Source organism: Cohaesibacter intestini (assembly GCF_003324485.1).
In the GTDB taxonomy this organism is placed as follows: domain Bacteria; phylum Pseudomonadota; class Alphaproteobacteria; order Rhizobiales; family Cohaesibacteraceae; genus Cohaesibacter; species Cohaesibacter intestini.
Window position 1 is genome coordinate 237,760 of sequence record NZ_QODK01000003.1, and the last position, 24,220, is coordinate 261,979.

General features: G+C 54.6%; 21 protein-coding genes. 11 read left to right on the forward strand and 10 right to left on the reverse strand.

All coding sequences use genetic code 11. The features are described from left to right. Positions 1–45 precede the first annotated feature (45 nt). On the forward strand, positions 46–984 hold the full coding sequence (locus DSD30_RS11815) for a glycine--tRNA ligase subunit alpha (protein ID WP_114009897.1): 939 nt from the start codon (positions 46–48) through the stop codon (positions 982–984). A gap of 175 nt (positions 985–1,159) precedes the next feature. Here the strand turns inward: DSD30_RS11815 and DSD30_RS11820 are convergent, their stop codons facing one another. After that, positions 1,160–2,335 (reverse strand): FecR domain-containing protein, encoded by a 1,176-nt coding sequence (locus tag DSD30_RS11820; RefSeq protein ID WP_114009898.1) that lies wholly within the window; start codon positions 2,333–2,335, stop codon positions 1,160–1,162. 308 nt (positions 2,336–2,643) lie between these two features. Here DSD30_RS11820 and DSD30_RS11825 point away from each other — a divergent pair, with 308 nt between their 5' ends. Beyond that, a complete protein-coding gene (locus DSD30_RS11825; protein ID WP_157967674.1) occupies positions 2,644–3,015 on the forward strand; it encodes a hypothetical protein in 372 nt (123 codons plus the stop codon). A 14-nt stretch (positions 3,016–3,029) separates the two neighbouring features. Here DSD30_RS11825 and DSD30_RS11830 read toward each other — a convergent pair whose 3' ends face one another. From DSD30_RS11830 to DSD30_RS11840, 3 genes are all read right to left on the reverse strand, one after another. Then, the gene (locus tag DSD30_RS11830; RefSeq protein ID WP_114009900.1) at positions 3,030–3,746 is read right to left on the reverse strand and encodes a hypothetical protein; all 717 of its coding nucleotides are present in this window, start codon (positions 3,744–3,746) and stop codon (positions 3,030–3,032) included. A 104-nt stretch (positions 3,747–3,850) separates the two neighbouring features. Beyond that, positions 3,851–4,186 carry a hypothetical protein gene (locus tag DSD30_RS11835; RefSeq protein WP_114009901.1) on the reverse strand — a complete coding sequence of 112 codons (336 nt, stop codon included), beginning with the start codon at positions 4,184–4,186 and terminating at the stop codon, positions 3,851–3,853. Between the two features lie 519 nt (positions 4,187–4,705). Continuing rightward, positions 4,706–5,620 carry a ChaN family lipoprotein gene (locus DSD30_RS11840; RefSeq protein ID WP_157967675.1) on the reverse strand — a complete coding sequence of 305 codons (915 nt, stop codon included), beginning with the start codon at positions 5,618–5,620 and terminating at the stop codon, positions 4,706–4,708. Between the two features lie 391 nt (positions 5,621–6,011). Between DSD30_RS11840 and DSD30_RS11845 the strand changes: the two genes are divergently transcribed. Then, positions 6,012–6,572 (forward strand): LemA family protein, encoded by a 561-nt coding sequence (locus tag DSD30_RS11845; RefSeq protein WP_114009903.1) that lies wholly within the window; start codon positions 6,012–6,014, stop codon positions 6,570–6,572. Positions 6,573–6,758: 186 nt separating this feature from the next. Continuing rightward, entirely contained in the window at positions 6,759–8,690 is a 1,932-nt protein-coding gene (locus DSD30_RS11850) for a DUF2207 domain-containing protein (RefSeq protein WP_157967676.1), read from the forward strand. Between the two features lie 5 nt (positions 8,691–8,695). On the opposite strand, the gene DSD30_RS11855 is transcribed toward DSD30_RS11850, so the two are convergent. The 4 genes from DSD30_RS11855 to DSD30_RS11870 form a co-directional block, all read right to left on the reverse strand. Beyond that, positions 8,696–9,376 carry a ribonuclease HII gene (locus DSD30_RS11855; protein ID WP_114009905.1) on the reverse strand — a complete coding sequence of 227 codons (681 nt, stop codon included), beginning with the start codon at positions 9,374–9,376 and terminating at the stop codon, positions 8,696–8,698. Positions 9,377–9,386: 10 nt separating this feature from the next. Beyond that, the gene (locus DSD30_RS11860) at positions 9,387–10,490 is read right to left on the reverse strand and encodes an NUDIX hydrolase (RefSeq protein ID WP_114009906.1); all 1,104 of its coding nucleotides are present in this window, start codon (positions 10,488–10,490) and stop codon (positions 9,387–9,389) included. A gap of 92 nt (positions 10,491–10,582) precedes the next feature. After that, positions 10,583–11,221: a tyrosine phosphatase family protein gene (locus DSD30_RS11865; protein ID WP_342635047.1), complete on the reverse strand. Its 639-nt coding sequence runs from the start codon at positions 11,219–11,221 to the stop codon at positions 10,583–10,585. A 119-nt stretch (positions 11,222–11,340) separates the two neighbouring features. Further along, entirely contained in the window at positions 11,341–11,907 is a 567-nt protein-coding gene (locus tag DSD30_RS11870; RefSeq protein WP_425359462.1) for a YfbR-like 5'-deoxynucleotidase, read from the reverse strand. A gap of 800 nt (positions 11,908–12,707) precedes the next feature. On the opposite strand from DSD30_RS11870, the gene DSD30_RS11880 reads away from it, so the two are divergent. From DSD30_RS11880 to DSD30_RS11915, 7 genes are all read left to right on the forward strand, one after another. Further along, positions 12,708–13,739, forward strand: a complete 1,032-nt coding sequence (locus DSD30_RS11880) for a Fe(3+) ABC transporter substrate-binding protein (RefSeq protein ID WP_114009909.1) — start codon at positions 12,708–12,710, stop codon at positions 13,737–13,739. A 628-nt stretch (positions 13,740–14,367) separates the two neighbouring features. Continuing rightward, positions 14,368–16,086: an ABC transporter permease gene (locus DSD30_RS11890; protein ID WP_245418455.1), complete on the forward strand. Its 1,719-nt coding sequence runs from the start codon at positions 14,368–14,370 to the stop codon at positions 16,084–16,086. A 631-nt stretch (positions 16,087–16,717) separates the two neighbouring features. After that, entirely contained in the window at positions 16,718–17,413 is a 696-nt protein-coding gene (locus tag DSD30_RS11895) for a CoA transferase subunit A (RefSeq protein WP_114009911.1), read from the forward strand. 14 nt (positions 17,414–17,427) lie between these two features. Next, positions 17,428–18,066 carry a 3-oxoacid CoA-transferase subunit B gene (locus DSD30_RS11900; RefSeq protein ID WP_114009912.1) on the forward strand — a complete coding sequence of 213 codons (639 nt, stop codon included), beginning with the start codon at positions 17,428–17,430 and terminating at the stop codon, positions 18,064–18,066. Positions 18,067–18,252: 186 nt separating this feature from the next. Then, positions 18,253–19,029, forward strand: a complete 777-nt coding sequence (locus DSD30_RS11905) for a DUF922 domain-containing protein (protein ID WP_114009913.1) — start codon at positions 18,253–18,255, stop codon at positions 19,027–19,029. Between the two features lie 282 nt (positions 19,030–19,311). Next, positions 19,312–21,441 (forward strand): AsmA family protein, encoded by a 2,130-nt coding sequence (locus DSD30_RS11910; protein WP_114009914.1) that lies wholly within the window; start codon positions 19,312–19,314, stop codon positions 21,439–21,441. A 185-nt stretch (positions 21,442–21,626) separates the two neighbouring features. After that, the gene (locus tag DSD30_RS11915; protein ID WP_114009915.1) at positions 21,627–21,884 is read left to right on the forward strand and encodes a hypothetical protein; all 258 of its coding nucleotides are present in this window, start codon (positions 21,627–21,629) and stop codon (positions 21,882–21,884) included. Positions 21,885–21,914: 30 nt separating this feature from the next. Here the strand turns inward: DSD30_RS11915 and DSD30_RS11920 are convergent, their stop codons facing one another. Both DSD30_RS11920 and DSD30_RS11925 read right to left on the reverse strand, forming a co-directional pair. After that, positions 21,915–22,376, reverse strand: coding sequence for a GNAT family acetyltransferase (locus DSD30_RS11920; protein WP_114009916.1), 462 nt, complete (start codon positions 22,374–22,376; stop codon positions 21,915–21,917). Positions 22,377–22,384: 8 nt separating this feature from the next. Next, positions 22,385–23,857, reverse strand: a complete 1,473-nt coding sequence (locus DSD30_RS11925) for an FAD-binding oxidoreductase (RefSeq protein ID WP_245418456.1) — start codon at positions 23,855–23,857, stop codon at positions 22,385–22,387. Between the last annotated feature and the right edge of the window lie 363 nt (positions 23,858–24,220).

Here is a 24,220-nt window from a genome sequence, read left to right on the forward strand (position 1 = left end):
AAACAATCTGATGCAACCATGATGCAATAAGAGACTGACAGGAAGATGACCGACATTCTAGCCCCCCATATGCAGCCGGAACGCTCGTTTCAGGGCATGATCCTTGCGCTGCAGAAATATTGGGCCGATTACGGCTGCGCAATTCTCCAGCCCTATGACATGGAAGTCGGTGCCGGTACGTTTCACCCTGCCACCACTCTGCGTGCCCTTGGGCCGCGTCCATGGCAGGTTGCCTATGTTCAGCCATCGCGCCGTCCAACTGATGGTCGCTATGGTGAAAACCCGAACCGTCTGCAGCATTATTACCAGTTTCAGGTGTTGCTGAAGCCAAGCCCGAAAGACCTTCAGGATCTTTATCTTGGTTCGCTAAAAGCCATTGGCATCGACAGTGCCCTGCATGACATCCGCTTTGTCGAGGATGACTGGGAAAGCCCGACCCTCGGCGCTTGGGGCCTTGGTTGGGAATGCTGGTGCGATGGCATGGAAGTCAGCCAGTTTACTTATTTCCAGCAGGTCTGCGGCATCGAATGCGCCCCGGTTGCCGGTGAGCTGACGTATGGTCTCGAACGTATCGCCATGTATGTGCAGGGCGTCGATAACGTCTATGACCTGAACTATAATGGCCGCGAAGGCGATGAGAAGATTTCTTATGGCGATGTTTTCCTGCAGGCCGAGCAGGAATATTCCCGCCACAATTTCGAATATGCCAATACGGAGAAACTCTTCCGTCATTTCAAGGACGCGGAAGAAGAATGCAAAGCCATTCTCTCACAGGGGGCAAATGGTAATCTGCATCTCTGCGTGTTGCCTGCCTATGACCAGTGCATCAAGGCATCGCACCTGTTCAACCTGCTTGATGCCCGTGGCGTGATTTCGGTTACCGAACGCCAGAGCTATATTCTGCGCGTCCGTGAGTTGGCCAAGGCCTGCGGCGAAGCCTTCCTGCTGACCGAAGCGGGCGGTGTCGGCTACGAGCCTCGGTGACAAGACTAAGAGCGATTTGAGGCCGTATCTACCTGTTGGTCAATGCAGCTTGGTTGCATTCCACCGGCCCACAAACGACAAAAACCGCCCTGCTGGGCGGTTTTTTTATGAACGGCATCCTGCCTAGCACTCAGATGTGTGCACATGGTCACAATGTGATCATGATCGCGTCTTGTCAGGAATTGCCTTTTCCGTTGTTTGAGCTGGAATTATTGCTCGAATTGTTGCTGCTGTTTGAGTTGGAATTATTGCTCGAATTGTTGCTGCTGTTTGAGTTTGAATTGTTGCTCGAGTTGTTGCTGCTGTTTGAGCTGGAATTGTTGCTCGAATTGTTGCTGCTGTTGGCATTGGCGTTGCTGCTCGCGTTGCTGCTGCTGTTGGCATTGGCATTGCTGCTCGCGTTGCTCTTGCTGTTGGAGTTCGCGCTTGCTGTTGCGGATGCGGCCGCCGATTCTGCTTTTGCGGCTTTGGCTGCAGCAGACTTTTTCTGTGTGAGGCTCAATCGTGGATTTCGTTGTACGGCAAGCGCCCATTGTTTGACGCGCTCGGCATAAGCCCGTTTTGCTGCAGCACGTTTTTGTGCTGCTGTCATCTTGCCGGTGCGCAGATTGCGAGAGGCTTTGTCTTTCCCAACAGTCTGCTTGCTGGCTTTGGCGGTTTTCAGGCTGCCCGGCTCAAGGGTTTTCTCGACACCGCTAACTTTTCTGGTCGCACGGAAGTTGGCTTTGGATTTACGCTGCTTGGTTTTCCGAAGATTCAATGCTCTTGTGGCCGCAGGCGTGGCGGCCTTCAAGGTCAGCCCTGTGCTTGTTCCATTCACCGCACGTACGCTCGCTTGCTGCCCACGGGTGATGTCTGCACTTTCTCCGCTCTGGTGGTCTGACACGCCAACCGTGCCTTCAGAGACCGACACACGGGCACCACGCCCATTGACATTCACAGCAAAGGTCGTGCCTTTGACAACAGCAACAAGGAATGGAGTGCGGACCGAGAAGTGTCTGACATCCCTCTTATTGACCGTCAGGTCCAGTCGACCACTTTGATGCAGGATCGTCGTCTTGCCGGCTTCATTATACCGCGCGGGCGGGATCGCCATGATTGCGCTTGGCCCGACCTGAATCCGTTCCTTGCCCCTTTTGAGCATGATCCGGGTTTTTGCATGCGTTGAAAGCGTTTGACCGGGGCGCAACATCATGCCGCGTTTCACCCTCTGCGCATTTTCATGCTTGGCGGCGATATAGGCTGAGCCAGTCACCTTCGTAACCATCCAGCTATGCTCGTCTTGTGACATGGCTGTCTGAGGTGCCAAGAATGCAAAAAGAACGGCAATGCACAAAATGAGAGAGCGCATGATAAAGGATCCTCGATAAAAAACAGTCGCGCGATCAATATAGGGTGATGCGCTGAATGAACCCTTAAATGTTTGAATTTTCGAACCAAAGGGCTAGAAAGTCTTAATATTCAATTAATTGAATTTATTGAAATGTTGTGACCTTGGCCATGGTCTTGCAAATTGCAACAATGCAAGCTTTTGTTAACCATACTTGCTTACTACTGGTTAAGACATGATGCCCCGAATCCGAATGGAGCGGGGTCTGTCTTGGACAGGTGCAAAGCGAGGCAAATGTTGTGACGGTGCGGCGCAAAAATTGGAAGAGGGTGGCTTCAAGGGCCGCATGTCTGGGCGCAGCCATTCTGGTATCCGCCTGCGCAACCAAGCCCGATCGTCCCCAAGCGCCGCTCACCCAGCCGAATGAATCCTACATTCAAGTGACGAAGCAAAAGTCGACCTGGTGTTACACGCGGGTGATCGAGGGACTGCCGAAAGATGAAATTTGCCAGAAGGGGGATTTTATCCGTTACAGCCCGGACCCGCATCCAATGACTGTCTACCGACCAATCCCTAATTATGTGCTGGCCCTGTTCGGAACCATGTCTGCCATGGAATCTGGGACGGCAAGATCATCCTACCAATCTGAATCGGCGGAAGCCGAAGCCATGCGCAATTGGGCCATCGCACTTCAGAATTGAGATCCGAACGCGCGTTAACCCTTTGGCTTGTCTGGCACATCCTCGCCCGGCTTGTCGGAAGGGGGCGTTGTGAAGGTGACATCGACGCCGTTCAGGCGATAATCCCCCTCATCAAGAGGAATGTCGAAGAAGAGTTCGTTGTTGATCAGGATTTCCACCCCGTGCGGTCCGGCGCGATAAGAATAGAGATCCTTGTCACATTGGACTTGCTGCGGATAGGGGGGTTCACCTGTGGCATAGTCAAGTGCCTTGCAAGTTCCGATTTGCAGCTCAAAGCTCTTGCCTGACACAGGGTGCAGAATATAGGCCGCCAGGCTGTGATCCCTCAACATTGCCGTGCCGGGGGATATGTCATTGGCGTCAAGCCGTTTCAATAGGTCACTTCCCGAAAGCAAGTCTCCATCGGACAGATCTGGGATGTCCTTGTCTTGAGAGTCCAGCTCACCGTCTTCATCGCTTCCCAAGGTTGTTGTGAAAGCGAATTTCAGATCGCGCTCGTCCGGTTCGTCCTGACCTTCTTGGGCTTGCTGTTGGGCAAGGGCCTGAGGGGAAGGAAACATCACCAAGGCAGCGAACAACAGCGTAGCCGCACCAACCCAGCGGGTCTTAACGGGGGAGCGTTCGGCTGAGGAACTCACGCGCTGTGGGGTGTTCATCCGATTGGCGAACAGGGCCGGGATGTGCTTGCAATGCAGCTTGGCAGTCATGGAATGAAAATGGGCAATAAGCATAAACAAATCTCTCCACCCAGTGATTGATGCGGCTACCGGAACAGGCAGCATGGACGAGAGCATATGCCCCGGGCACCAGACTGGCGCCCGGGGCAGTCAATGGATTAACGGCAGCTGGTCGGGATCAGCGTGTAATGCTGATCTTCAAGCACGCGAACAGTGCGGATATAGACCGGGTCATTATACTTGTTGGTCACGATGGAACCACCCCGGCGCATGTTGCCTGACCAGGAACGGCTGGCACCACGAACAAAAATGCCCTTTGTGTCATATTCGATAAGCTGCGGAATTTTTTCCACTTTGTAGCATTTGTCACGGTTGACGTACCGATCGGCCGTGAAAGTGCGAGCTTCAGCGTCGGACGAAAAGCCAACGGCGGTTGCGACAGTAGCTGCTGCCAGAACGGCAGCCAAAGCGAGGTTGGTAGTGTGAATGGTCATATCGGTTCTCCCAAAAAAAAATTGTGCCCTTATAATTTTCGTTGGGCCGCAAGATGATAAAAGCTAATAATCGAGACGTTGTCAAAGAAAATTAATTAATATTATATTAAGAGATAGACGTGTTTTCTGTAATTTAGACAAATATAGACTAAATCATGGGAATATTATCACATTTACATGTTTGAGATAAATTTAAACTATAAATCCAAAGGTTTTTATTGAATTTTGAAATTATTATAAATTTCAATACGTTAAAGACGAAGTTTTTGGAAATATGGAGGCAAATCAGGGGTTTTCAAAAAAGTTTCAACAACCAAAATTGCACAGAATGAACCCAGTTAGGTTGACACCTGAAAAGTCCCGGTTTGTCTGAAAATCAAGGTGTCGGTGACGGCAATTTGCAGAGAATTTTGCATGAATTGCGGAAATTTTATACACAACTTTTAATTTGCATTTGTACAACTTAGGATTGGATCTTCGCCCTGCAAGGAGGCGAGCCAACAGAGTTGGCGATCTATGCTAGTGGATTTTGTCCGCCTTGCTGCCCCCGGCATTTGTCCCATTTGCCTTCATTTTGGACTTCATCGCCTCCAACTGCGCACGGAACTTTTCGCACGGGTCAATTTCATCCAAACGCGGGGTGAACCAGACATGATCATACAGGGCAGGGTCAAAGGAGGGGTAGCTTGAGGCATCGGTCTCACCTCTGACCACTTCGATCAGGGCAACGGAGACGACTTTGTCTGCATCGTCAAGGAACATTGCGACGCCGCGATCCTTGCGGGTGTGCCCATTGCCGGCAATCAGGATGGCAACATCGCCTGCCTCTCGCCCCTGACGCAGGGCACGGGCCATGAAAGCATCCTTGAGCTTTTGCATGGTCACCAGCGGCTGCATGGCATCCCGACCCATCATGCCGCAATGGGCATCGACCAACTCATCGAGCAGATCATCCCGTTGAGTCTGAGCATAATCGCGCTCCCACCTCAGATCTTTGAGCAAGGCGGCGTCCAGTTCCTCTCCCTTGCCCGCATCCATCAGGGTCGCCCGATCCGGGTTGCCTGCCTTCAGTGCCATACCCGCCTTTAGGGCCTCGGCAAAAATTGGTTGATAGAGGGTCCAGGCGGGCCAGCCTCTTTTCTCCCACTCGATTGCGTCACCCAATTGATCAAGATGGTCGGGCAAAGCCGTGTCGAGAGCCGACTGATGGCGCTGTTCGGCCATTTCCGCAACAAGTTGCCCCTTCGCGCCGGTCTCTCGCAGATGACGCACCAGCATGGTCTGCCTTTGGTGATGCAGCGGATTGTCATGCTTCTCGCCTATCATCACATAATCCTTGGCCTTGATGGCTTCGAACAGGGCTTGTTTGTCGATCTGCTTGCCTGTGGCAACTGACCAGATCGTGTCGGCAAGTGGATGATCTTCCAGCAACATGGCAGGTTCTCCGGTCGTGGCGGTAAAAGTGAACAATGCCAGTGACAAAATAACCATACAGGCCGTGCCGGCTCTCTGGAAAAGGCGATGCAACCTAAAATGTGACCTGAAAAGTGGACGGTGATTCTGTTTGGTTTGCTGGATCATGCTCTCTCTCCCCGACGGTGCTTCCCACAAGCTTTGCCTTCCTTGCCGATGTTGCTTTTTATGATACGAAGGCAACCGCATTTCCGATCTATGCCATAGAAAAGCGGCGAAAGGAAAGGCGCTCGGACAACCGCTGCAGGGTTTTGAGAGTGTCGGTCAACTGTCACTTGCACTTTGCTCCGTGTCCGTTAATCTCCTTGGCACGATTGACCCAATGGGTCATGCAATAAAGGGGAGAAAAGAAATGTCCATCAGTTGGGTCTTGCTAGGCGTGCTTGTGCTCGTGGGCTTCTATGCGGTTTCAATCTACAACAAGCTGGTGAAAAACCGCCAGATGGCTGATGAGGGTTGGTCCGGGATCGATGTCCAGTTGAAACGGCGGGCCAATCTCATTCCAAATCTGGTCGAGACCGTAAAGGGCTATATGGGGCATGAGCGTGAGACTTTGGAAAAGGTCACCGAAATGCGTGCCCGTGCTGCAGGTGCGGCATCCGGTGGGGCCGCCGAGCGTTCGCAGGCAGAAGGGGATCTCTCCAAGGCGCTGGTCAATCTGATGGCAGTCGCTGAGAATTATCCTGACCTCAAAGCCAATGAAGGCTTTCAGAATTTGCAGAAGGAACTGGCGAGCGTTGAAGATGAAATCCAGCTCGCACGCCGCTATTTCAATGGTACCGTTCGCAATCTCAATGTGCTGGTGGAATCTTTCCCTTCCAATCTGATTGCCAAATTTTTCCAATTCTACAAGCGTGACTATTTTGAACTGGAAAATGAGGCCGACCGGGCAACACCACAGGTCCAGTTCTGACACACAACAAAGGGGCAAGGATCCGCATTGCGGCCCTTGCGTCTGTCATTTTGCTTTGCCGGACGAGACGGGCGAGCCAATGTGAATTTTTGACAGGTCCGCATTGGCTCAATGCGGGTCAATAATCCTTTGCAGGGAGAGGGGCTTGGTCCCTATCTTGCCATGTTTCCAACAACAGCTCGCGCGATGCGTTCCTTTTTGCCACTGATCGCTCTGGTCCTTGCGTTTCTTGTGGCCCCATTGGATGCTCATGCCCAACGGGGTGAGCGGATCACCAACTACAAGGTATCCCTGTCGGTCAATCAGGACCGCACGGTCGATATTGTCGAAACCATCACCATCAATGTCGAAGGCAACGTCTTCAAGCGCGGTCTGTTGCGGGACATTCCGGTGCGCTATCGCGGCAAGCTGGGCGAAACGGTCTATATCGATCTCGATGTGAAGAGCATTCAGCGTGACGGTCGCCGCGAACCCTATCACTTGTCCCATGAAGGCCGATATGTGCGCCTGAGGATCGGTAGCGCCGATGTCTTTTTGCAACATGGCCTGCACACCTATGAGATCCGTTACAGCGTATCGGATTCCATTGGCTTTTTCGACAATTATGACGAGATCTACTGGAACGCCATCGGCACCGAATGGCCCTTTGGTATTGATCAGGCCCAAGTCTCGGTCCAGCTGCCAGATGGGGCCAAAATCCAGCGACAGGCCTTCTATACCGGTGGTCAAGGGGCGCAATCCGATCACTATGAAGTCGTCAATCGTTCAGACCGCCAGGTCACGGTCCGCTCCACCCGTCCCTTTGCGGCCCGTGAGGGCATGACGATTGCTGTCGCTTGGCAAAAGGGCATTGTGCCCGCTCCCACAGAGACCGAAAAGATGGTCGAAACGGCGTATGACAACAGCCCATTGGCGATCCTTTTGGTGGCGTTGGTCACCCAGTTGCGCTGGCTCTACTATGCTTGGAAGAAGGTCGGGCGCGATCCGCAAGGCGGCGCGATCATTCCGCTCTACCACCCACCCAAGGGCATTTCTCCGGCCATTGCGTCTTATGTGTCAGGCCTTGGGTCCTTTGCCAAAAGTCAGCAGGCCAGTTTCATGGCGGCCCTGGTGGATCTCGCCATCAAGGGCTATCTGACCATCGACAGCACCAGTGATGACGTGGCCGTTGAAAAGACCGGCAAGGGTGATCCCAACCGCTTGCCCGCCGGGCAGAAGGCGCTGTTTGCCAAACTGTTTGAATCCGAGACGCGCCGGACCTTTGCCAATTTGTCCTATAAGACCATGGCGGGCATCATGTCTGCCTTCATCAGTGCCGTCGATGCGGAAACCGATCAGGTCTATTTCCGTCGCAATAGCGGCTACATGGTGCCGGGTTTCATCATCGCCATTCTCGGACTGGTGGGCTATTGCGTGGCGTCTGTTCTCTGGGCGCCGCCCTTCAATTTTCCGCTGCTCGAACTGGTTGCCGCTGGCTGCACCACCGGTGTGCTGGCAATTGTCATTGGCATCACCAAAGTTCTCAAGGGCAAGAAGAAAGTCAGCTCACTCTTTCAGCTTCCCTTCTTTGTCATCATCTTCTTTGGCACCATTTTTACCGTGGTGACGGGCGATGAAACCGTCAACATAATCAATATTGACTGGCTGCCCGTGCCGTTCATCGTGGCGATGATCATTGCACTCTATCTGTTCAACGACTGGATGAAGGCCCCCACCAAGCAGGGCCGTGAAGTGCTCGACGAGGTGGAAGGTCTGCGGCTCTTCATGACCGTGACTGTCGCCGAACAGGCGGAGCATGCCGACATGCCAGACCTCACACCCCAGCTTTACGAGGACCTGCTGCCTTATGCGATTGGGCTTGGGGTTGAGAAAAGCTGGTCCAAGGCGTTTGAAGACAAGGTCTTCTCGCAACTGCCACCGGACAAGACCTATCGTCCGCGCTGGCATAGCGGTCGCTTCGATACCGCTCGACCAACCGCGGCACTGGCAGCCATGACCACAACCCTTGGCACCAATCTCGCCAGCGCCATGACCCCGCCTGCTTCCTCGTCATCTGGCTCCAGTGGTGGCGGTTTTTCCGGCGGCGGCGGTGGCGGTGGTGGCGGCGGCGGTTGGTGAGGGCCTTACAGCTTTTCATTCTCCAGCGGAGTCAACCGATCGGCAATCGGCTTGAAGGATCGGCGATGGTGCTGGCAAACGCCAAGCCGATCCAGTGCTTCCATATGCGCCTTGGTGCCGTAGCCCATATGGCTCTCAAAGCCATAGCCGGGAAATTGTCTGCCAATCCGCATCATCATCCGGTCGCGGGCCACCTTGGCAACAATCGAGGCGGCCGCAATCGACAACGACCGTCCATCGCCCTTGATCACCGCTTCGCCGGGGCAGGGGGCTCCGGGGGCAACGTCCCGTCCATCAAACAAAGCATAGGCAGGCGACAGGCTCAGACCATTGAGCGCCCGAACCATCGCCCACAAGGTCGCTCCGCGAATGTTCAGCGCATCAATCTGGCCCGGCGACGCCGAGGCAATTGACACATGGGCACTAAGGCAGATCTGGTCAAACAGGACGGCGCGTTTCTTCTCGCTGAGTTTCTTGGAATCATTGAGTCCCTTCGGGATGGCATTGGGATCAAGGATCACGGCTGCGGTCACCACTGGCCCTGCCAACGGGCCGCGCCCTACTTCATCCACGCCGGCGACGGAGCCGCCCGAGCGTTTCATTGCTGCCTGCTCAAGGCTGAAATTCGGCCCGTCTGCCAGTAGATCGAACAAGGCACCTTGCGATGGTTTGCGGGCTTTCTTCATGAACTGACCCTCATACGCCCCCCGAACTGCCTGAGCTACCAAGCCGTAGACCCGGGGCAGGGCGTTCTGCCATCACCGACCGGCGGAAGCGAAACAATTTGGCCGGACGCCCGCCCGTGGCGGTGGCACTGGCCCCGGTCGGTTCCACCAACTCCGCCTGCTCCACCAACCGGCGGAAATTCTGCTTGTGCAGGCGACGCCCGGAAATCGCCTCGACCGTGCTTTGCAGCTCGGTTAGGGTGAAACTGCCCGGCATCAGCTCGAACACGACCGGGCGATATTTCAATTTGGCCCGCATTCGCGAAATAGCCGTGGCGAGAATGCGGCGATGATCCATTTGCAGCGGCTGACCGAACAGCAATCCCTCGGCAGTTGAAGGCGACAGACCCCGGTCCCGATAATGCTCTTCCACCAGCCCCGCTTCATAGAGCAGCTCATAGCGGTCGAGCACCCGTTCCTCATCCCACACAGCTCCATCAAGTCCGAAGGACAGGCGTAGGCGCTGCTTTGGGCTGAGGCCCTTGTTGCCATCATCTGACGCCCCTTTTGCCCATTGCTGCAGAGCTGGCAAAATCTGGGAATCCAACAGGGCCGGGCGGGCCTCACGCCAATCTTCCCAAGGGAAATAGCGATACCAGCTGTGCCATCGCCCTCCGACAGGGGCCTGCAAATCACTGCGTTCCTCTGCCGCACTGTCATCCCTGTCCCGATAGAGCTGGGTGAGCGCCAGATATCCAATGGATACTTCGTGCGGACTGTTGCTGCCTTCCTCGGTGCGCCGTCCCCTGTCCCCAAAGGTATAGAGCTGTTCCACATAGCCAAGCTTAAGGCCCGTTTGTTGTTCAACCCAGCTGCGCAGACCGGTTTCCAGTGTGCGGTGGTGCAAAGGGTCGAACGGGCCAAAGGGAAGGCCACCACGTCTTTCTTTGTCATCTTGGTGGAGTGGAACAGCGGCAGGGGGTTTTGCTGGCTGACCGACCAATGCCGGATCGACCTCCAGAATCAACGGCATGGTGCCATGCATGGCGATGATTGCTGCATTCAAACCCACCGAAATCGGATGGGTCGGTGAAGAAGGGACTGGATTGGTCACAATGCGTATGGCCTCTTGCATATGCGATCCGCCCAGCGCCGAAGCGGGGCGAATCCATATCCCAAACTATAAGCAAAAGCATGGGCAGGAAAAGGCAAAGATCGATGATCAGCTCATACGGTGGATGCGAGCAAAGGAGCTTGGGCATCTGCTGCCGAGGCGATTGTTACACCCGATGCCGGAATGTGTGGCATGGCAAAGATATTGCCTTCATAACAATCCGCACCGCGACCAATCGATTCAATCGCATCGACCATGCGTCCGTCGCGCCCCATCAACGCATCGGCCAGTGCGATCAGATGCGAATTGGGGGTCGCGCGTGGTGAGGCTTCGCGCAAGGCCTTGGCCAGCTCCATTTCGCTCAGATCAGGTCGCAGGCTGCAAGCGGCAATATAGGCCGACGCCGTCGAGCGGCTGACCCCGGCCCAGCAATGGACAACCAGTGGCGTGGTCCGGTCCCATGCGTGAACAAAGTCGATCAGTTGCTGCACCTGCTGTTCAGACGCCAGCTTGAAGCCGGGCAGGGTGGCAGCAATGTCATTCAGACTGAGACGCAAATGCCGTTCAGGCGCAATGCCGGTCGGGCGCTCCATATCCATTTCCGGGTTGAGCACCGTAACCAGATGGGTCGCCTTGACGTCATCGACAACTTGCTGAAGTTTCGACAGCGAGCAGACATAAAGCATGGTTTGGCCTCCGGGCTCAGGCATCAATCGGGTTGGGCAGCTTTCCGGGACTGGAAAAAGCACCATACTGCTTTTCTACGACAATCGCCCAAGATGGAAGTTAGCCCTTTGGTCGCATCAAGCTTCATGCGGCGTCGAGCGGCGCTCGATGGGAGGTCAGATCAGAGTCCGACAAGGGCAAACGGCTACTTAAGCTGATCATGCAATTGGTGGAACCGCTCAACAAAAGCTGTCTGGGCCTTTTGCGTGCTCCAGGGGGTAATCGGCAGATCGCTGGGGTCAATGCCATTGGGGGAGCCAAAGAGTATTTCCGCCTCGGCCTTATCAAATCCGGCCAAATGCACCGCCTCAAAATAGGCAGACACATGATCGGCACTCTTGATCTGGCGCTTCAGTTCCCGATTGGGATGGGCAGGCAAGCCAAACCGCAAATGGATTGCAGCCTCCAGTTTGGCTTCAATGGCTTTGTAGCCTTCCCCGATGGCGGATTTGAAGGGAGAAATCATATCGCCGATGACATATTCCGGGCCGTCATGCAACAAGGCCAGCAGCGCTGCGTCAGCGGGCATGTCGGGAAATTTCTGTCGCATGACCGCCTCGACAATCAAGCTGTGCTGGGCGACAGAGAAGGGATGATTGCCAACCGTCTGTCCATTCCAGCGGGCAACGCGCGCCAGACCGTGCGCGATGTCCTCGATCTCCACATCAAATGGAGAAGGGTCGAGAAGATCAAGGCGTCGTCCAGACAACATCCTTTGCCATGCTCTTGGGGGCTGTTTGGGTTTGGGCATCAGAGTCTCCGCATTCAATTGGTCGTTGCTTACCGCAAATGCTTGTCAATGCCTATGACAAAATTTTTCGTCCTAACCGTCTTTGCCTGCGGGTTTTCTGCGATCTACGTAGAAATGCGGGGAAGTGTGAAGTGATTTATGTCGTAAAGACTGCTACAAATCTCTAAAAATTTCTACGCTTGTCAAAATTGCGTAAAAAAATGAAAGAAATTGAACAAACGATCTTGTTGAAGGAGATTCTTCAGAGTAAATTCATCTCCCATGATCATTTTAGGATCATCGAACCAATATTGCGCCGGAACAGGCTGCATTTGGTTTGGAAGGAATTTAAGTGGGGACCTAAATTCCTTAGAGAAGGGGCGCGACCTTGGTCGCGCTCCTTTTTTTGTTTTGTCGGCCTTCAACCGCATTTTTCTTGCTAAAGCGGCTGTGGCTTTGACACGCTTGGGGTGACAAATGTCCGAGGGAAATTAAATCTGAGTATGTTTTTCAACAATTAATCCGACACCTGTCGACATGGATAACTTGAAAATGAAACCCAACAATCAAAAGGGTTTATTCAACTTACTTGGAAAAATTTTAATATGTTTCTCTTTCTTAATATCGTAACTTACTGTTTTGTTAGAACTTTCGATTTGACTTTGAGAACCATTCGCATCAGTTTGAGGCCATAACAATTCAGGTGAGAGCCAATCGCCAAACCAAACTGGCAGGCTCAAGCATCCGATCTTGGGCCTTTAACCCATTCGTTGGAGAGAGACATGAAAAAGACAATGCTTGCAGCACTGGCTGCGACACTGGGGGTGAGTGCATCCCTGCCTGCATTGGCCGCTGGCGAGGTCAATATCTATTCCTACCGTCAGCCCTTTCTGATCGAACCGATTCTGGAAGCCTTCACCAAGGAAACCGGTATCCAGACCAACGTTATCTTTGCCAAGAAGGGTCTGGAAGCCCGCATGAAAGCAGAGGGCGAGAACAGCCCTGCCGACCTGCTGCTCTCCGTCGATATTGGCAAGTTGAATGGCGCCAAGCTTGAGGGCGTGGCCCAGCCGGTAAAAAATGCCGTGCTGGAAACCAATATTCCCGCTCAGTATCGCGATGTCGACGGCCAATGGTTCGGCCTGACCACGCGTGCCCGTGTGATTTATGCCTCCAAGGAACGGGTTGAACAGACCAGCATCACCTATGAAGAGCTGGCAGATCCGAAATGGAAAGGCCGTATTTGCACCCGCTCCGGTCAGCATGTTTATACCATCGGCCTGATTGCCTCGATGATCGCCCACAAAGGCGAAGAGGAAACCAAGACATGGCTTGAAGGGGTGAAGGCCAATCTGGCGCGCCGCCCAACCGGCAATGATCGTGCGCAGGTCAAGTCCATCTATGCAGGCGAGTGCGACATTTCTCTGGGCAACACCTATTATATGGGCCAGATGCAAACCAACGACAAAGAGCCTGAACAGAAAGACTGGGCCGAGTCGGTACGCATCCTGTTCCCCAACAGTGAAGATCGCGGTACCCACGTCAACATTTCCGGCGTCCTGTTGGCCAAATACGCTCCCAATAAGGACAATGCCATCAAGTTGATGGAATATCTGGCCTCGGACGCAGCTCAGCATCTCTATGCGGAAGTCAATTTCGAATATCCGGTGCTTGAAAGCGTCGAACCTTCGAAGTTGGTCAAGTCATGGGGCTCATTCAAGGCTGACACGATCTCTTTGAACAAGATTGCAGATGCGCGCACAAAGGCATCCGAGTTGGTCGACATTGTCGACTTTGATGCGGGGCCGAACTGATCGGTCACGCTTCTTCACTCCACCATTCCTGCTGTCCTTTGTTGCCTCGATGACAAAGCCGGCGGGAATGGGGAGACAAGAACGGCAATCAAAGGAGTTTTAAAGAATTGGAAAAAAGAGTTTGTGTCACGCTTTGTGACAGCCCCGATGTCATACTGGTCCTATGATCACGGGGGTATGAGCTCTTTTTCTCCAATAGCGCTTGACAGATTTGGATGCATTTCTGGTCCTCTTGCATCCAGTCGTCTGGAAAGCGCACTTCCCCGAAGTCCCGCATGCGGTGATGAATAGCAGAGCTGGTCCCTTTGCCCTTCAACCGATCACCGTACTGGCAGCATTCGCAGCACATATCTCACCTCGGTGAGATGACTTGTGGGATTTGCACATGAACTTGTCCGGCCAAAGGTCTTTGAAAGCTGGTCCCTTTCAAACACTCCCTCCGGCAAGCGTTTTGTGTAAGTGCCACGATGTCTCCCGACATCGTGGCACTTTCTTTTTGGCCACCTTCTCGAACTTATTGTTGAGGTTTGTTTGATCGCAAAAAGGATCGGCCTGCCTTGATCTTTCTTTGCAAATATCCCTATAAGATGTATGTAACAATCAACAATAGTCGCGACGAGACCGGCCTGTGCCCCACTTTTCTCAAGATCCCGTGCCAGACGCTGTCGATCAGCCCGCCGTGGCAACGCCCGGCCTCTGGCGACTGGTCGCTGTGACACGGCAGAGCGCGGTGGGGTGGGGCCTTTTGTGCCTGTTGACCCTGTTGGTCGTCGCTCCGATCCTGTCGCTTGTCATCATTGCCTTTGGTGATGCCGGGGATGTCTGGCCGCATCTCGTGTCTACCGTCTTGCCGCGTTCGGTGATGACCACCTTCTGGCTGATGCTCGGGGTGGGCAGCCTGACAATGCTGATCGGGGTTTCGACCGCCTGGCTGGTGACCATGTGCCGCTTTCCCGGTCGCGCCATCTTTCAGTGGGCCCTGTTGATTCCACTGGCCATTCCCACCTATATCGTCGCCTATGCCTCGGTCGAGCTGTTGGACTATTCCGGCCCGGCCCAAAGTGCCTTGCGCTGGCTGTTTGGCTTCAAGAATGCCCGCGATTACTGGTTTCCCGAAGTTCGTAGCCTACCCGGTGCGATCCTCGTGATGAGCTTGGTGCTCTACCCTTATATCTATCTGACCACCCGGGCGACCTTTCTGCTTCAGTCGGCCTGTGCGCTGGATGTCTCGCGCACCTTGGGAGCGGGGCCAATCCGTCTGTTCTTTGCTGTTGCTCTGCCGCTTGCCCGCCCGGCCATCGTGGTCGGGGTGACGCTTGCCATGATGGAATGCCTCAATGACATTGGAGCGGTCGAGTTTTTCGGGGTCAAGACCCTGACTTTCAGTGTCTATGACACATGGTTGAACCGCTCCAGCCTTGCAGGAGCTGCGCAGATTTCGACCGTGATGCTGCTGTTTGTGCTGATGCTTTTGTGGTTGGAACGCAATGGCCGACGACAGCAGCGCTTTGCGGTAACCACCCGTCGCTATCAGGCCTTGCCCAGCTTCCACCTGACCGGGCTTCGCGGCGCCTGCGCTGTGGCAATCTGCGCTCTGCCGATTTTTCTCGGCTTTCTCCTGCCTGCGATGGTGCTGACCCGCTCGGTATTTCTCAATTGGCAAGACAATCTGACAGCCGATTTTCTTTCGGCAATGGGCAACTCCCTGTTTCTGGCGACAGCTGCGGCGATCCTGACTACCATGATCGGCACCAGTCTTGCCTATGTCGCGCGCATCCAGAAAAGCCAACTTGCCGAAGCCATCACCCGCACCTCGGCCATTGGCTATGCGGTGCCCGGCACCGTGCTTGCCGTGGGCATTCTCATTCCGGTTGCCATGCTGGACAATTTTATCGCTTCGACCATGAAACAATGGTTCGGCATCGCCACCGGGCTGATCATCATCAGTTCTGGTGCAGCGATGCTCTATGCCTATTGCGTGCGCTTCATGGCTATGTCTTACGGGGCAGGGGAAACCGGATTGCAACGCATATCGCCCAACCTCGAGGCCGCAGCCAGAACCCTTGGTCGCTCGCCCATGCGTACGCTGATCGAAATCGACCTGCCAATGATCCGTCCGGCTTTGATCTCCGGCGCGTTGCTGGTTTTTGTCGATGTGATGAAAGAACTGCCCGCCACCATCTTGCTCCGCCCGTTCAATTTCGACACATTGGCCACGTTGGTCTATGGTCAGGCGTCGCTTGAAGCCTTTGAGAAGGGCTCGTTGGCCGCGCTTTCCATCGTGCTGGTCGGCATCGTGCCGGTGATCCTTTTGTCACGCACAGCCAATAGGTCGCACGCGAACTAGGTCTTTGGCGCTGCAGTGCAGAGGTGGCACCTGCTTGGCCATCAAGGGAACTGGCGGGAAAAAGGCAACCCGGCAAAGCCGGGTTATTGAGTTGACGGAATGCACGACCTTATCGCCAGCCGCTTCACAAGTCAGGTCATATTCCTCACCATTCCTCTAGGCGCTTGGGGACCAGAATGCGCCCTGACATTGTAGTTCCAGTTTATATGTATTCTCGCTTGCGGAGAACATAAAATTTTATTTGATTTCTAATATTCGAAACAATTTGTTACTCGGTTCACCTAGCGAAGGGAAAAAGGTAAACCGTCTCGGCCTTTAGATGAATCTGGATCAATCCGGGCTTGTAAATTGGACAAACACTTGTAAGTCTGTCACCGCTCCGGTTCGCAAGTCATTTTGCCTCTTTTGCCGCCGGGATGGACGGTTGGGGACAACAAAGGACAAAGCAAGTGAGCGGGAAATTACCACTATGACAAGAGCCTTCGTTTGTCATCTTGGGCTGTCACGCTGGCTTCCATCATCGTATCTCGATGAGCGGCTGAGTCCAGTGAAACGTCAATGAACCGGAAACAGGAGTTAGATCCGGCAAGCTCCGCTAGCAGGAGCGCCGGGTCGAATGTGGGAGAACACAATGAAAAAGGTTTATGCCAGCGCTGCTGAAGCGCTGGAAGGGCTGGTATTCGATGGCATGACAATCGCTGTCGGTGGTTTCGGCTTGTGCGGCATTCCGGAGAATCTCATTCTGGCCTTGCGCGAAACCGGCGTAAAGGACATCACGGTTGTCTCAAACAATTGCGGCATTGATGATTTTGGCATGGGCCTGTTGCTCAAAACCCGCCAGATCAAGAAGATGGTGTCTTCCTATGTTGGGGAGAATGCCGAATTCATGCGCCAATATTTGTCTGGCGAGCTGGAGCTTGAATTCAATCCCCAAGGCACGTTGGCCGAGCGTCTGCGCGCTGGCGGAGCCGGGATTCCGGGCTTTTACACCAAAACCGGTGTCGGCACGATCATTGCCGAGGGCAAGGAACACAAGGACTTTGACGGCGAAACCTACATTCTCGAGCGCGGCATCAAGACCGATCTGGCTTTGGTCAAGGCATGGCGCGGTGATGAGAAGGGCAATCTGACCTACCGCAAGACCGCCATGAATTTCAATCCCGAATGCGCGACGGCTGGCAAGGTGACCTTGGCTGAGGTCGAGGAAATTGTCGACACCGGCTCTCTCGACAAAATGGCCATCCATACCCCTGAAATCTTCGTTCAGCGCATCATTCAGGGTGAGCATGAAAAACGCATCGAACAACGCACTGTACGTGCCAGCTAAGGGGAGAGACGGATATGGCATGGACACGCGATCAAATGGCCGAACGCGCAGCGCAGGAACTGCAGGACGGCTTTTACGTCAATCTCGGCATTGGCATTCCCACCCTTGTTGCCAACTATGTCGGCGACAAGGAAATCACCCTCCAGTCGGAGAATGGCATGCTCGGCATGGGGCCGTTCCCGACCGAAGATGAAGTGGATGCCGACCTGATCAATGCGGGCAAGCAGACCATCACCGAACTGAAGCGCTCATCCTATTTCTCCTCCTCCCAGTCCTTCGGCATGATCCGTGGCGGTCACATCGACCTGTCGGTTCTGGGGGCAATGGAAGTGGCGGAAAATGGCGATCTCGCCAATTGGATGATCCCCGGCAAGCTCGTCAAGGGCATGGGCGGTGCGATGGATCTGGTCTCTGGCGTCAAGAAAATCGTCGTCGTGATGGACCACACCAACAAGAAGGGTGAGAGCAAGATCCTCAAGCAATGCACTTTGCCACTGACCGGCAAGGGCGTTGTCGATCTGATCATCACCGATCTTGGTGTGATGCAAGTGCGCCCGGACGGGCTTGCGCTGATCCAGCTGGCACCAGACGTCACTGTCGATGAAGTCGAGGCGAAAACCGACGCCAACCTGATCATTGATTTGAAGAACTGACACGGCGTTCCCACATTCTGACCAAACTTGGCCCGCGCTGCTCCTGCCGTGCGGGCTTTTGCGTTTCCAGAAAGGCAAAAAGCGAGAAAACTCACGCATTCGTGACCAGAAACAGCAGCCGCTTGTCTTTACCCATCATGTTTTTTGCCGGTTAAATGAAAGACGGCATCGGGAGAGGGCCGGCGCATGATGACCAGATCAATGCCAATCAGTGGCTCGACAATGGGTCTTCGCTTCAAGTTGGGCCAGACATTGAGTCAAACAATGAACCGGATGGGGCTCTGGGCTTTTTGGGGTGTCTTGCACTGTGTCTTTGCCACCTTTGTATCGCTGATATCGCCTTCGGCCGCCTTGGCCGCAAAAATCGAAGAGAAGACCGAGGTGCGGGACTATCGTGTCTATGGCACCACGCCGGGGCAGCTGGTCTCATACATGAAAAGGCGCCCGTTCCGCGGTGACAATGGCCCTGCAATGGCCAACATCAGGCCACGTTACAAGCTGAAAACCGCAACGGCCAAATCTCCCAAGGGGTGTAAGGTCAAGCGTGTGCATCTCAGCATTCGCTTCATCATGACGCTGCCCCGTTCCATGGAGGCACGCAAACAGGATCGCAAAACAAAATATGCCTGGCGCAGTTTTCGGGCATTTGCTCGCCGTCACGAGGAGCGGCATCGCCAGATCTATCTCTCCTGCGCACGGCGCTTTGTGCGTCAGGCCACCCGTCTTGCCCCGCAGCGACAATGTCGAACATTGACCCGTCAGGTCAAGAAACTGCTCAAGGAGCAGGAGAAGGCATGTGATCGCAAGCATCTTGCCTTTGACCGTCGCGACTTCCCAAGAGTGCCATCTCTACCGCTCTTCCGGCATGCCCGTTTCGAAAAGACCCTCAACAGCCGCGCCCGGCACCGCGCGTCTCGCACCAGCACTCGAACACCTCGAATGCGTCGGGCTGCCCGCCGGTAAGCAACCGCAAAATGCCCGGATTGCTCCACAAATTCAGCACTATATCGCCCCCGACAGGGCTTTGCGCTTGTATCCCTGAAAGCGGAGCGCTATTGAGTCAAGAAGACATCCTTGCCTTGTCTGTCCTTGCATCCGCATCCGACTCTTGGCAGCCTGTTTTGCACCAGAGTTGCAGCAAGCAGCCGGGCAGGGCAGGTCAGAAGGAGAGAGGCTGCGATAGGCGTCGGTACTGAGGATTTGCGGCTACCGATTGCAGCACAGTGGGGAAAGGACGGCAGTTCCATGTCGCGGACGTTGCGTATCAGGATTTTTTGGACATTTTCGGCCTTCCTCATCATGTTGATAGGGCTGATTGTCGCAACGCCTCATCTGATCAACACGCAGGTGGTCAAAAACCAGATTTCGCGCCAGATTTCCGACTGGATGGGCCTGCCGGTTATTGTCCGCGGCGAACCCATCGTAACGGTCTTTCCCTATATCACCTTCAAGCTGAAGAATGTGCAGGTTGCCTCCCGCATCGGCCTTGATGAGCCCGATTTGGTTTCGATGGAGGTGTTGCGGGCTGAAATGTACTGGTTGCCGATGCTGATCGGCAAATTTCAGGTGCGGCGTTTCCATCTGGACAATCCGAAATTCGAGTTTGTGCGCAATCAAGCGGGGCAAACCTCATGGGACATGACCGGCGGTTCGCTGATTTCCAACGACCCCGACGATGGTCGCCTGAAACTGTCCGACATTTCCCTTGGCCGCTTTGTCATCACCAATGGCAGTGCCCACATTCAGGATCACAAAACCGGATGGGACGAACAGCTCGACGCGATCAATCTTTCCTTTGATTGGCCAAATACCGGGGAAGCCGCGTCTTTGAATGGCTCCGTTGTATGGCGTGAGCAGCCAGTGAACTATTCCGTTCGCTCCGGCAATCCGATGGATCTGTTTGGAGGTGGCCTGTCTCCGGTCTCGCTGGCAATCAAGTCGCCCATGTTTGAAGCGTCCCTTGATGGCTCGGCCGCCACCATGGCGCAATTGCAGCTGGAGGGTGATTTCGCCTTCGAGACCACTTCGTTGCGCGCATTGCTCAACTGGCTGGGCAAGCCGTTGCCTCCCGGTGCAGGCTTTGGGCCTGCTGCCTTGAAGGCGCGGGCCAATTCCGTCGATGCATCCGTGTCTTTCTCGGACATGACCTTGAGCCTCGATGATCAGCGTGCCGATGGAGTGATACAGCTTGATTTCCGCCGTGATCGCCCGATGGTGCAAGGCACGCTGGCCAGTGATCGACTGGATCTCGGCCCATATCTGGCCTATTTTGATCAGGACCGCTCGTTGCTCGATATCAGTGTCTCCGCTGAGGATCTGTTGCGCACCGATCTCGATATACGCCTCTCCACGGACAACCTTCTGGCCGCACCTTTGCGCTTTGGCCGGACGGCGGCGTCGCTTGTCACCCGCAACAGCCAGCTGGCTTTTTCCATCGGGGAAACCTATGCCTATGGTGGCCGTCTGGAAGCCAGCCTCGATTTGCATCCTGCCAAAAGCAATCCCGAAAGCATGTATGGCCATCTTCGTGCCAAGGCCAATGGAGTGCTGGCGGGCACCTTTGCCCGCGAACTTGCCAACACTGAATTTGTCACCGGCACGACGCTGGTCGAACTGGATGTCGAGGGCGAAGGGCAGACCGTGCGCGAAATGGCCAATCAGGCTGCGGGGGAAATATCCCTTGTGGTCACCGAAGGCGGTTTTGAGCACTTTAATCTTGATCGCCTTGAGACCAGTTTGAAGAATGCCGCAGATCCCTTGAGTGAACAGGCGACCAAAGACCTCTATCAGGGTGGCACTGAATTTGATGTTCTCTCGGTGCGAGCTGCCTTACAGGGCAAGGCGCTCAATCTCAATGATGTCCGGCTAACCTCTGGCAAACGGGCGATCAAGGGAGATGCACGTATCTCTCTCTCCGACATGGCTGTTGATGCCCCTGCGACCCTGTTGCTTTATGACAGCGCGGATCCAGCAACGCACGCCACGGATGAGGCCGCGACAAAGCTTCCGTTTCGCCTCAAGGGTCCGCTGGCAGAGCCGGTTCTGAGCCGACCGACTCAGGCACAGCCTCAGGCCCCCGCGCAGCAAGAGACAACCGCAACATCTCAGACGCCAGCCTCAGATTTGGAACCGGCCTTGACCTCTGCGCCAGAGACAGAAGCAAATGACGCTTCCCGCCAGCCGTTGACATCACCAACTGATCAGGCGCCTGCCCCTGTTATTGTGGTCGAGGAGACCCCGCCAACAGATGCAGGACAGGCCGAACAAAGCACCACAGAGAAGCTGAAAGAAGCCATCGGAGATGCTGTCAACGGGCTGTTTCAGAGCGATAGCGCGTCGGATGGTGATCGCCTCACTCCCAAGGGTGATTTCTGATATAGGGGTGGCCTTCATCGTTAACCGATGGTTACCTCTTCGCTGGTACGCTACCTTGGCAATGGCACGAAAGGCCCAAAGACAGCATCAGCGTTTCTCTGGCCTCTGTCCAATCCCACTGTGGTTTGGACTGACTGCCTTTGACATCAATTTCTGATCAGAAAACCGCACGAGAGGAGAGGACCATGCGTTTTGCCAGAATGCTGTCCAATTTGGGCAAGGCCCTGCTCGCGTCGCTGGTGACCGGAACCGTACTGACATTTCTGGGCATTACGACAAAAGACATCTTTCCCGGCATGTCGAGCTATATCGACCAGCTCACAGATGCCCTCGAACTGACCATCAACTGGTTGGTGATCTGGGCTGTACCCAACACGCTGGTTGGCATGGTGGTGATCATGCCGATCTGGGTGGTCCTGAGCCTGTTTGGTCCCAAGAGCTGACGCATATGCGCTAAAAGGGAGACGTGTCCGCTAGGCGTTGTCGCCTCGCTTGGACGGGTCAATCCAACGCTCCATCACCTGCGTTTCGCTCACATTGTAGCCCAGATCCTCATAGAAGCGGATCACCTTTTCATTGCCCGTGCGCACCATCAGGTGGGCTTTCCAGATGCCTTTGGCCAACAGCCACTCTTCGGCGGCCCGCAGTAACTGCTTTCCAAATCCCTGTCCCTGCTGGTCCGGAGTAACTGCCAGATAATAGAACCATCCCCGGTGGCCATCATGGCCGACCATGATGGTGCCGATAGCATGCGTCGGATCACAGCCGTTCTCCGGCGTGAAGGCGATCAGGATATGAGATGATGGCTTGTCGAGCGCAAAGCCAAAATCATTGTCCGGGTCATTCCATGGCCGTGTCAGGTCACAGGCACGCCACAGGGCAATCACCGCGTCTCTGTCTTGCTTTGATGCTTCACGAATGATCAGGCTGGTCATTGGTATCTTCACTTGTCTTTGATTGGGGAGGCTGCAAGCATCTTGCCCGGATTGAGCAAGCCCTTCGGGTCGAGCAGGTCCTTGATCTGGTGCATCAGTTCCATTTCAACCGGGTCTTTGACATCGGGCAGAAGATCCCGCTTCAAGGTGCCGATGCCATGTTCGGCGGAGATCGAACCGCCCATCTCCATCACGATGGCATGGACAATCTCGTTGATCTCTTCCCAGCGGTCCAGAAAGGCCACCTTGTCCGCCCCCACGGGCTGGGAGATGTTGAAATGCAGATTTCCGTCGCCCATATGACCGAACGCCACCGGACGGCAACCCGGAATGGCTGCTTCGCACGCTGCCAGAGCCTGATCAAGAAAAGCCGGAATGGCGCTGACAGGCACGGAAATATCGTGCTTGATCGAGCCGCCTTCTTCCTTTTGCACTTCGCTCATGCCATGGCGAACATGCCAGAAGTCCATCGCCTGCTGTTTATTTTCAGCCAAGGCTCCATCAACCACATGGCCCGCCTCAAAGGCCTCGGACAGAATGGCTTCGATCAGAGCGCGCCCGTCAACCGCGTTTGAGAAAATGGACAATTCCAGCAGACAGTACCATGGATAGCTGTCGCTCAGCGGGTCCCGTGCTCCCTGCAGATGGCGAATGGCAAACTCCACCCCCATACGGGGCATCAATTCAAATCCGGTCAACATCGACCCGGCATGGGACTGCGCCAGATTGAACAGTTCGAGAGCCTGCTGCGGGCTTTCAACCGCCACGAAGCCGACCTGCTGGTCGCGCGGGCTGGGATAGAGCTTCAACGATGCAGCCGTGATGATGCCCAATGTTCCTTCCGCTCCGATGAACAGATGCTTGAGGTCATATCCAGTATTGTCCTTACGCAGACTGCGCAACCCATTCCAGATCCGGCCATCGGGCAAGACCACTTCCAACCCCAGCACCAGATCGCGGGCATTGCCGTAGGCCAGAACGGCTGTGCCGCCTGCATTGGTCGACAGATTGCCGCCGATCTGGCAGGAGCCCTGCGCCCCGAGTGAAAGTGGAAACAACCGGTCAACTTCTTGTGCTGAAATCTGGACAGTTTCCAGTATCACCCCGGCTTCGGCGACCACTACATTGCTCAGGGGATCCATTGACCGGATGCGGTTCAGTCGCTCGGTTGACAGAATAATCTGACGCCCCGTGCGATCCGTGATCTGTCCACCAACCAGCCCGGTATTGCCCCCCTGTGGCACGATGGCAACATCAAGCGCATTTGCGAGTTTGATGCAGGCACTGACCTGTTCAGTGGTTGTTGGTCTGAGAACGAGAGGGCAGACGCCAAAAAACTTGTTTCGCCATTCCCGGCAATAGCTTTCTATGTCGCTTGGGTCCGTCAGGCAGTTGGCAGTACCCAGCAGCGTTTGAAACTGGGCAATGATGGCTGGATCCAAAGAGGATACAGCTTGGCAGGAACGGGAAGTATCTGTCACGGATCTGATCACTCGGTGGGCACGGATGGGTGCCGGAGAAGGGAGGGAACAGGCAGACCTGAGGATTGCCTTGCGTCTGCCCCTGATTGGTTTCAAATGTAGCAGAAGCAAATTACAGTAAGCAATCCATGGCGAAAGCCCTTCGTCATTGGGAGCAGTGTCAATGGCGGGCAGGTCCGGATAATTGACTAGGGTGAGCGCCTGCTTTTGGGTCCAAGGATTGACCTAAAGGTATGTTAATAGCGAGTTAAACTTTTAAAACTTTTTCTTCCGCCGCGACATATGGCCTAGGGTCGCTAGATTTTGGATGTCAAGTCTTTTAACGCACCGGAGAATGTGTCACTTCTAGCTAAGTTAAAATCG

Bases quoted from the DNA above. Each gene is read 5' to 3' on its own strand.
- DSD30_RS11820 (WP_114009898.1), bottom strand. From the start codon at position 2,335: ATGCGCTCTCTCATTTTGTGCATTGCCGTTCTTTTTGCATTCTTGGCA.
- DSD30_RS11920 (WP_114009916.1), bottom strand. From the start codon at position 22,376: ATGACCAGCCTGATCATTCGTGAAGCATCAAAGCAAGACAGAGACGCG.
- DSD30_RS11895 (WP_114009911.1), top strand. From the start codon at position 16,718: ATGAAAAAGGTTTATGCCAGCGCTGCTGAAGCGCTGGAAGGGCTGGTA.
- DSD30_RS11850 (WP_157967676.1), top strand. From the start codon at position 6,759: ATGCGTTCCTTTTTGCCACTGATCGCTCTGGTCCTTGCGTTTCTTGTG.
- DSD30_RS11860 (WP_114009906.1), bottom strand. From the start codon at position 10,490: ATGCAAGAGGCCATACGCATTGTGACCAATCCAGTCCCTTCTTCACCG.
- DSD30_RS11845 (WP_114009903.1), top strand. From the start codon at position 6,012: ATGTCCATCAGTTGGGTCTTGCTAGGCGTGCTTGTGCTCGTGGGCTTC.
- DSD30_RS11905 (WP_114009913.1), top strand. From the start codon at position 18,253: ATGATGACCAGATCAATGCCAATCAGTGGCTCGACAATGGGTCTTCGC.
- DSD30_RS11840 (WP_157967675.1), bottom strand. From the start codon at position 5,620: ATGTTGCTGGAAGATCATCCACTTGCCGACACGATCTGGTCAGTTGCC.
- DSD30_RS11900 (WP_114009912.1), top strand. From the start codon at position 17,428: ATGGCATGGACACGCGATCAAATGGCCGAACGCGCAGCGCAGGAACTG.
- DSD30_RS11865 (WP_342635047.1), bottom strand. From the start codon at position 11,221: ATGGTGCTTTTTCCAGTCCCGGAAAGCTGCCCAACCCGATTGATGCCT.
- DSD30_RS11830 (WP_114009900.1), bottom strand. From the start codon at position 3,746: ATGCTTATTGCCCATTTTCATTCCATGACTGCCAAGCTGCATTGCAAG.
- DSD30_RS11815 (WP_114009897.1), top strand. From the start codon at position 46: ATGACCGACATTCTAGCCCCCCATATGCAGCCGGAACGCTCGTTTCAG.
- DSD30_RS11835 (WP_114009901.1), bottom strand. From the start codon at position 4,186: ATGACCATTCACACTACCAACCTCGCTTTGGCTGCCGTTCTGGCAGCA.
- DSD30_RS11870 (WP_425359462.1), bottom strand. From the start codon at position 11,907: ATGTTGTCTGGACGACGCCTTGATCTTCTCGACCCTTCTCCATTTGAT.
- DSD30_RS11855 (WP_114009905.1), bottom strand. From the start codon at position 9,376: ATGAAGAAAGCCCGCAAACCATCGCAAGGTGCCTTGTTCGATCTACTG.
- DSD30_RS11915 (WP_114009915.1), top strand. From the start codon at position 21,627: ATGCGTTTTGCCAGAATGCTGTCCAATTTGGGCAAGGCCCTGCTCGCG.
- DSD30_RS11910 (WP_114009914.1), top strand. From the start codon at position 19,312: ATGTCGCGGACGTTGCGTATCAGGATTTTTTGGACATTTTCGGCCTTC.
- DSD30_RS11880 (WP_114009909.1), top strand. From the start codon at position 12,708: ATGAAAAAGACAATGCTTGCAGCACTGGCTGCGACACTGGGGGTGAGT.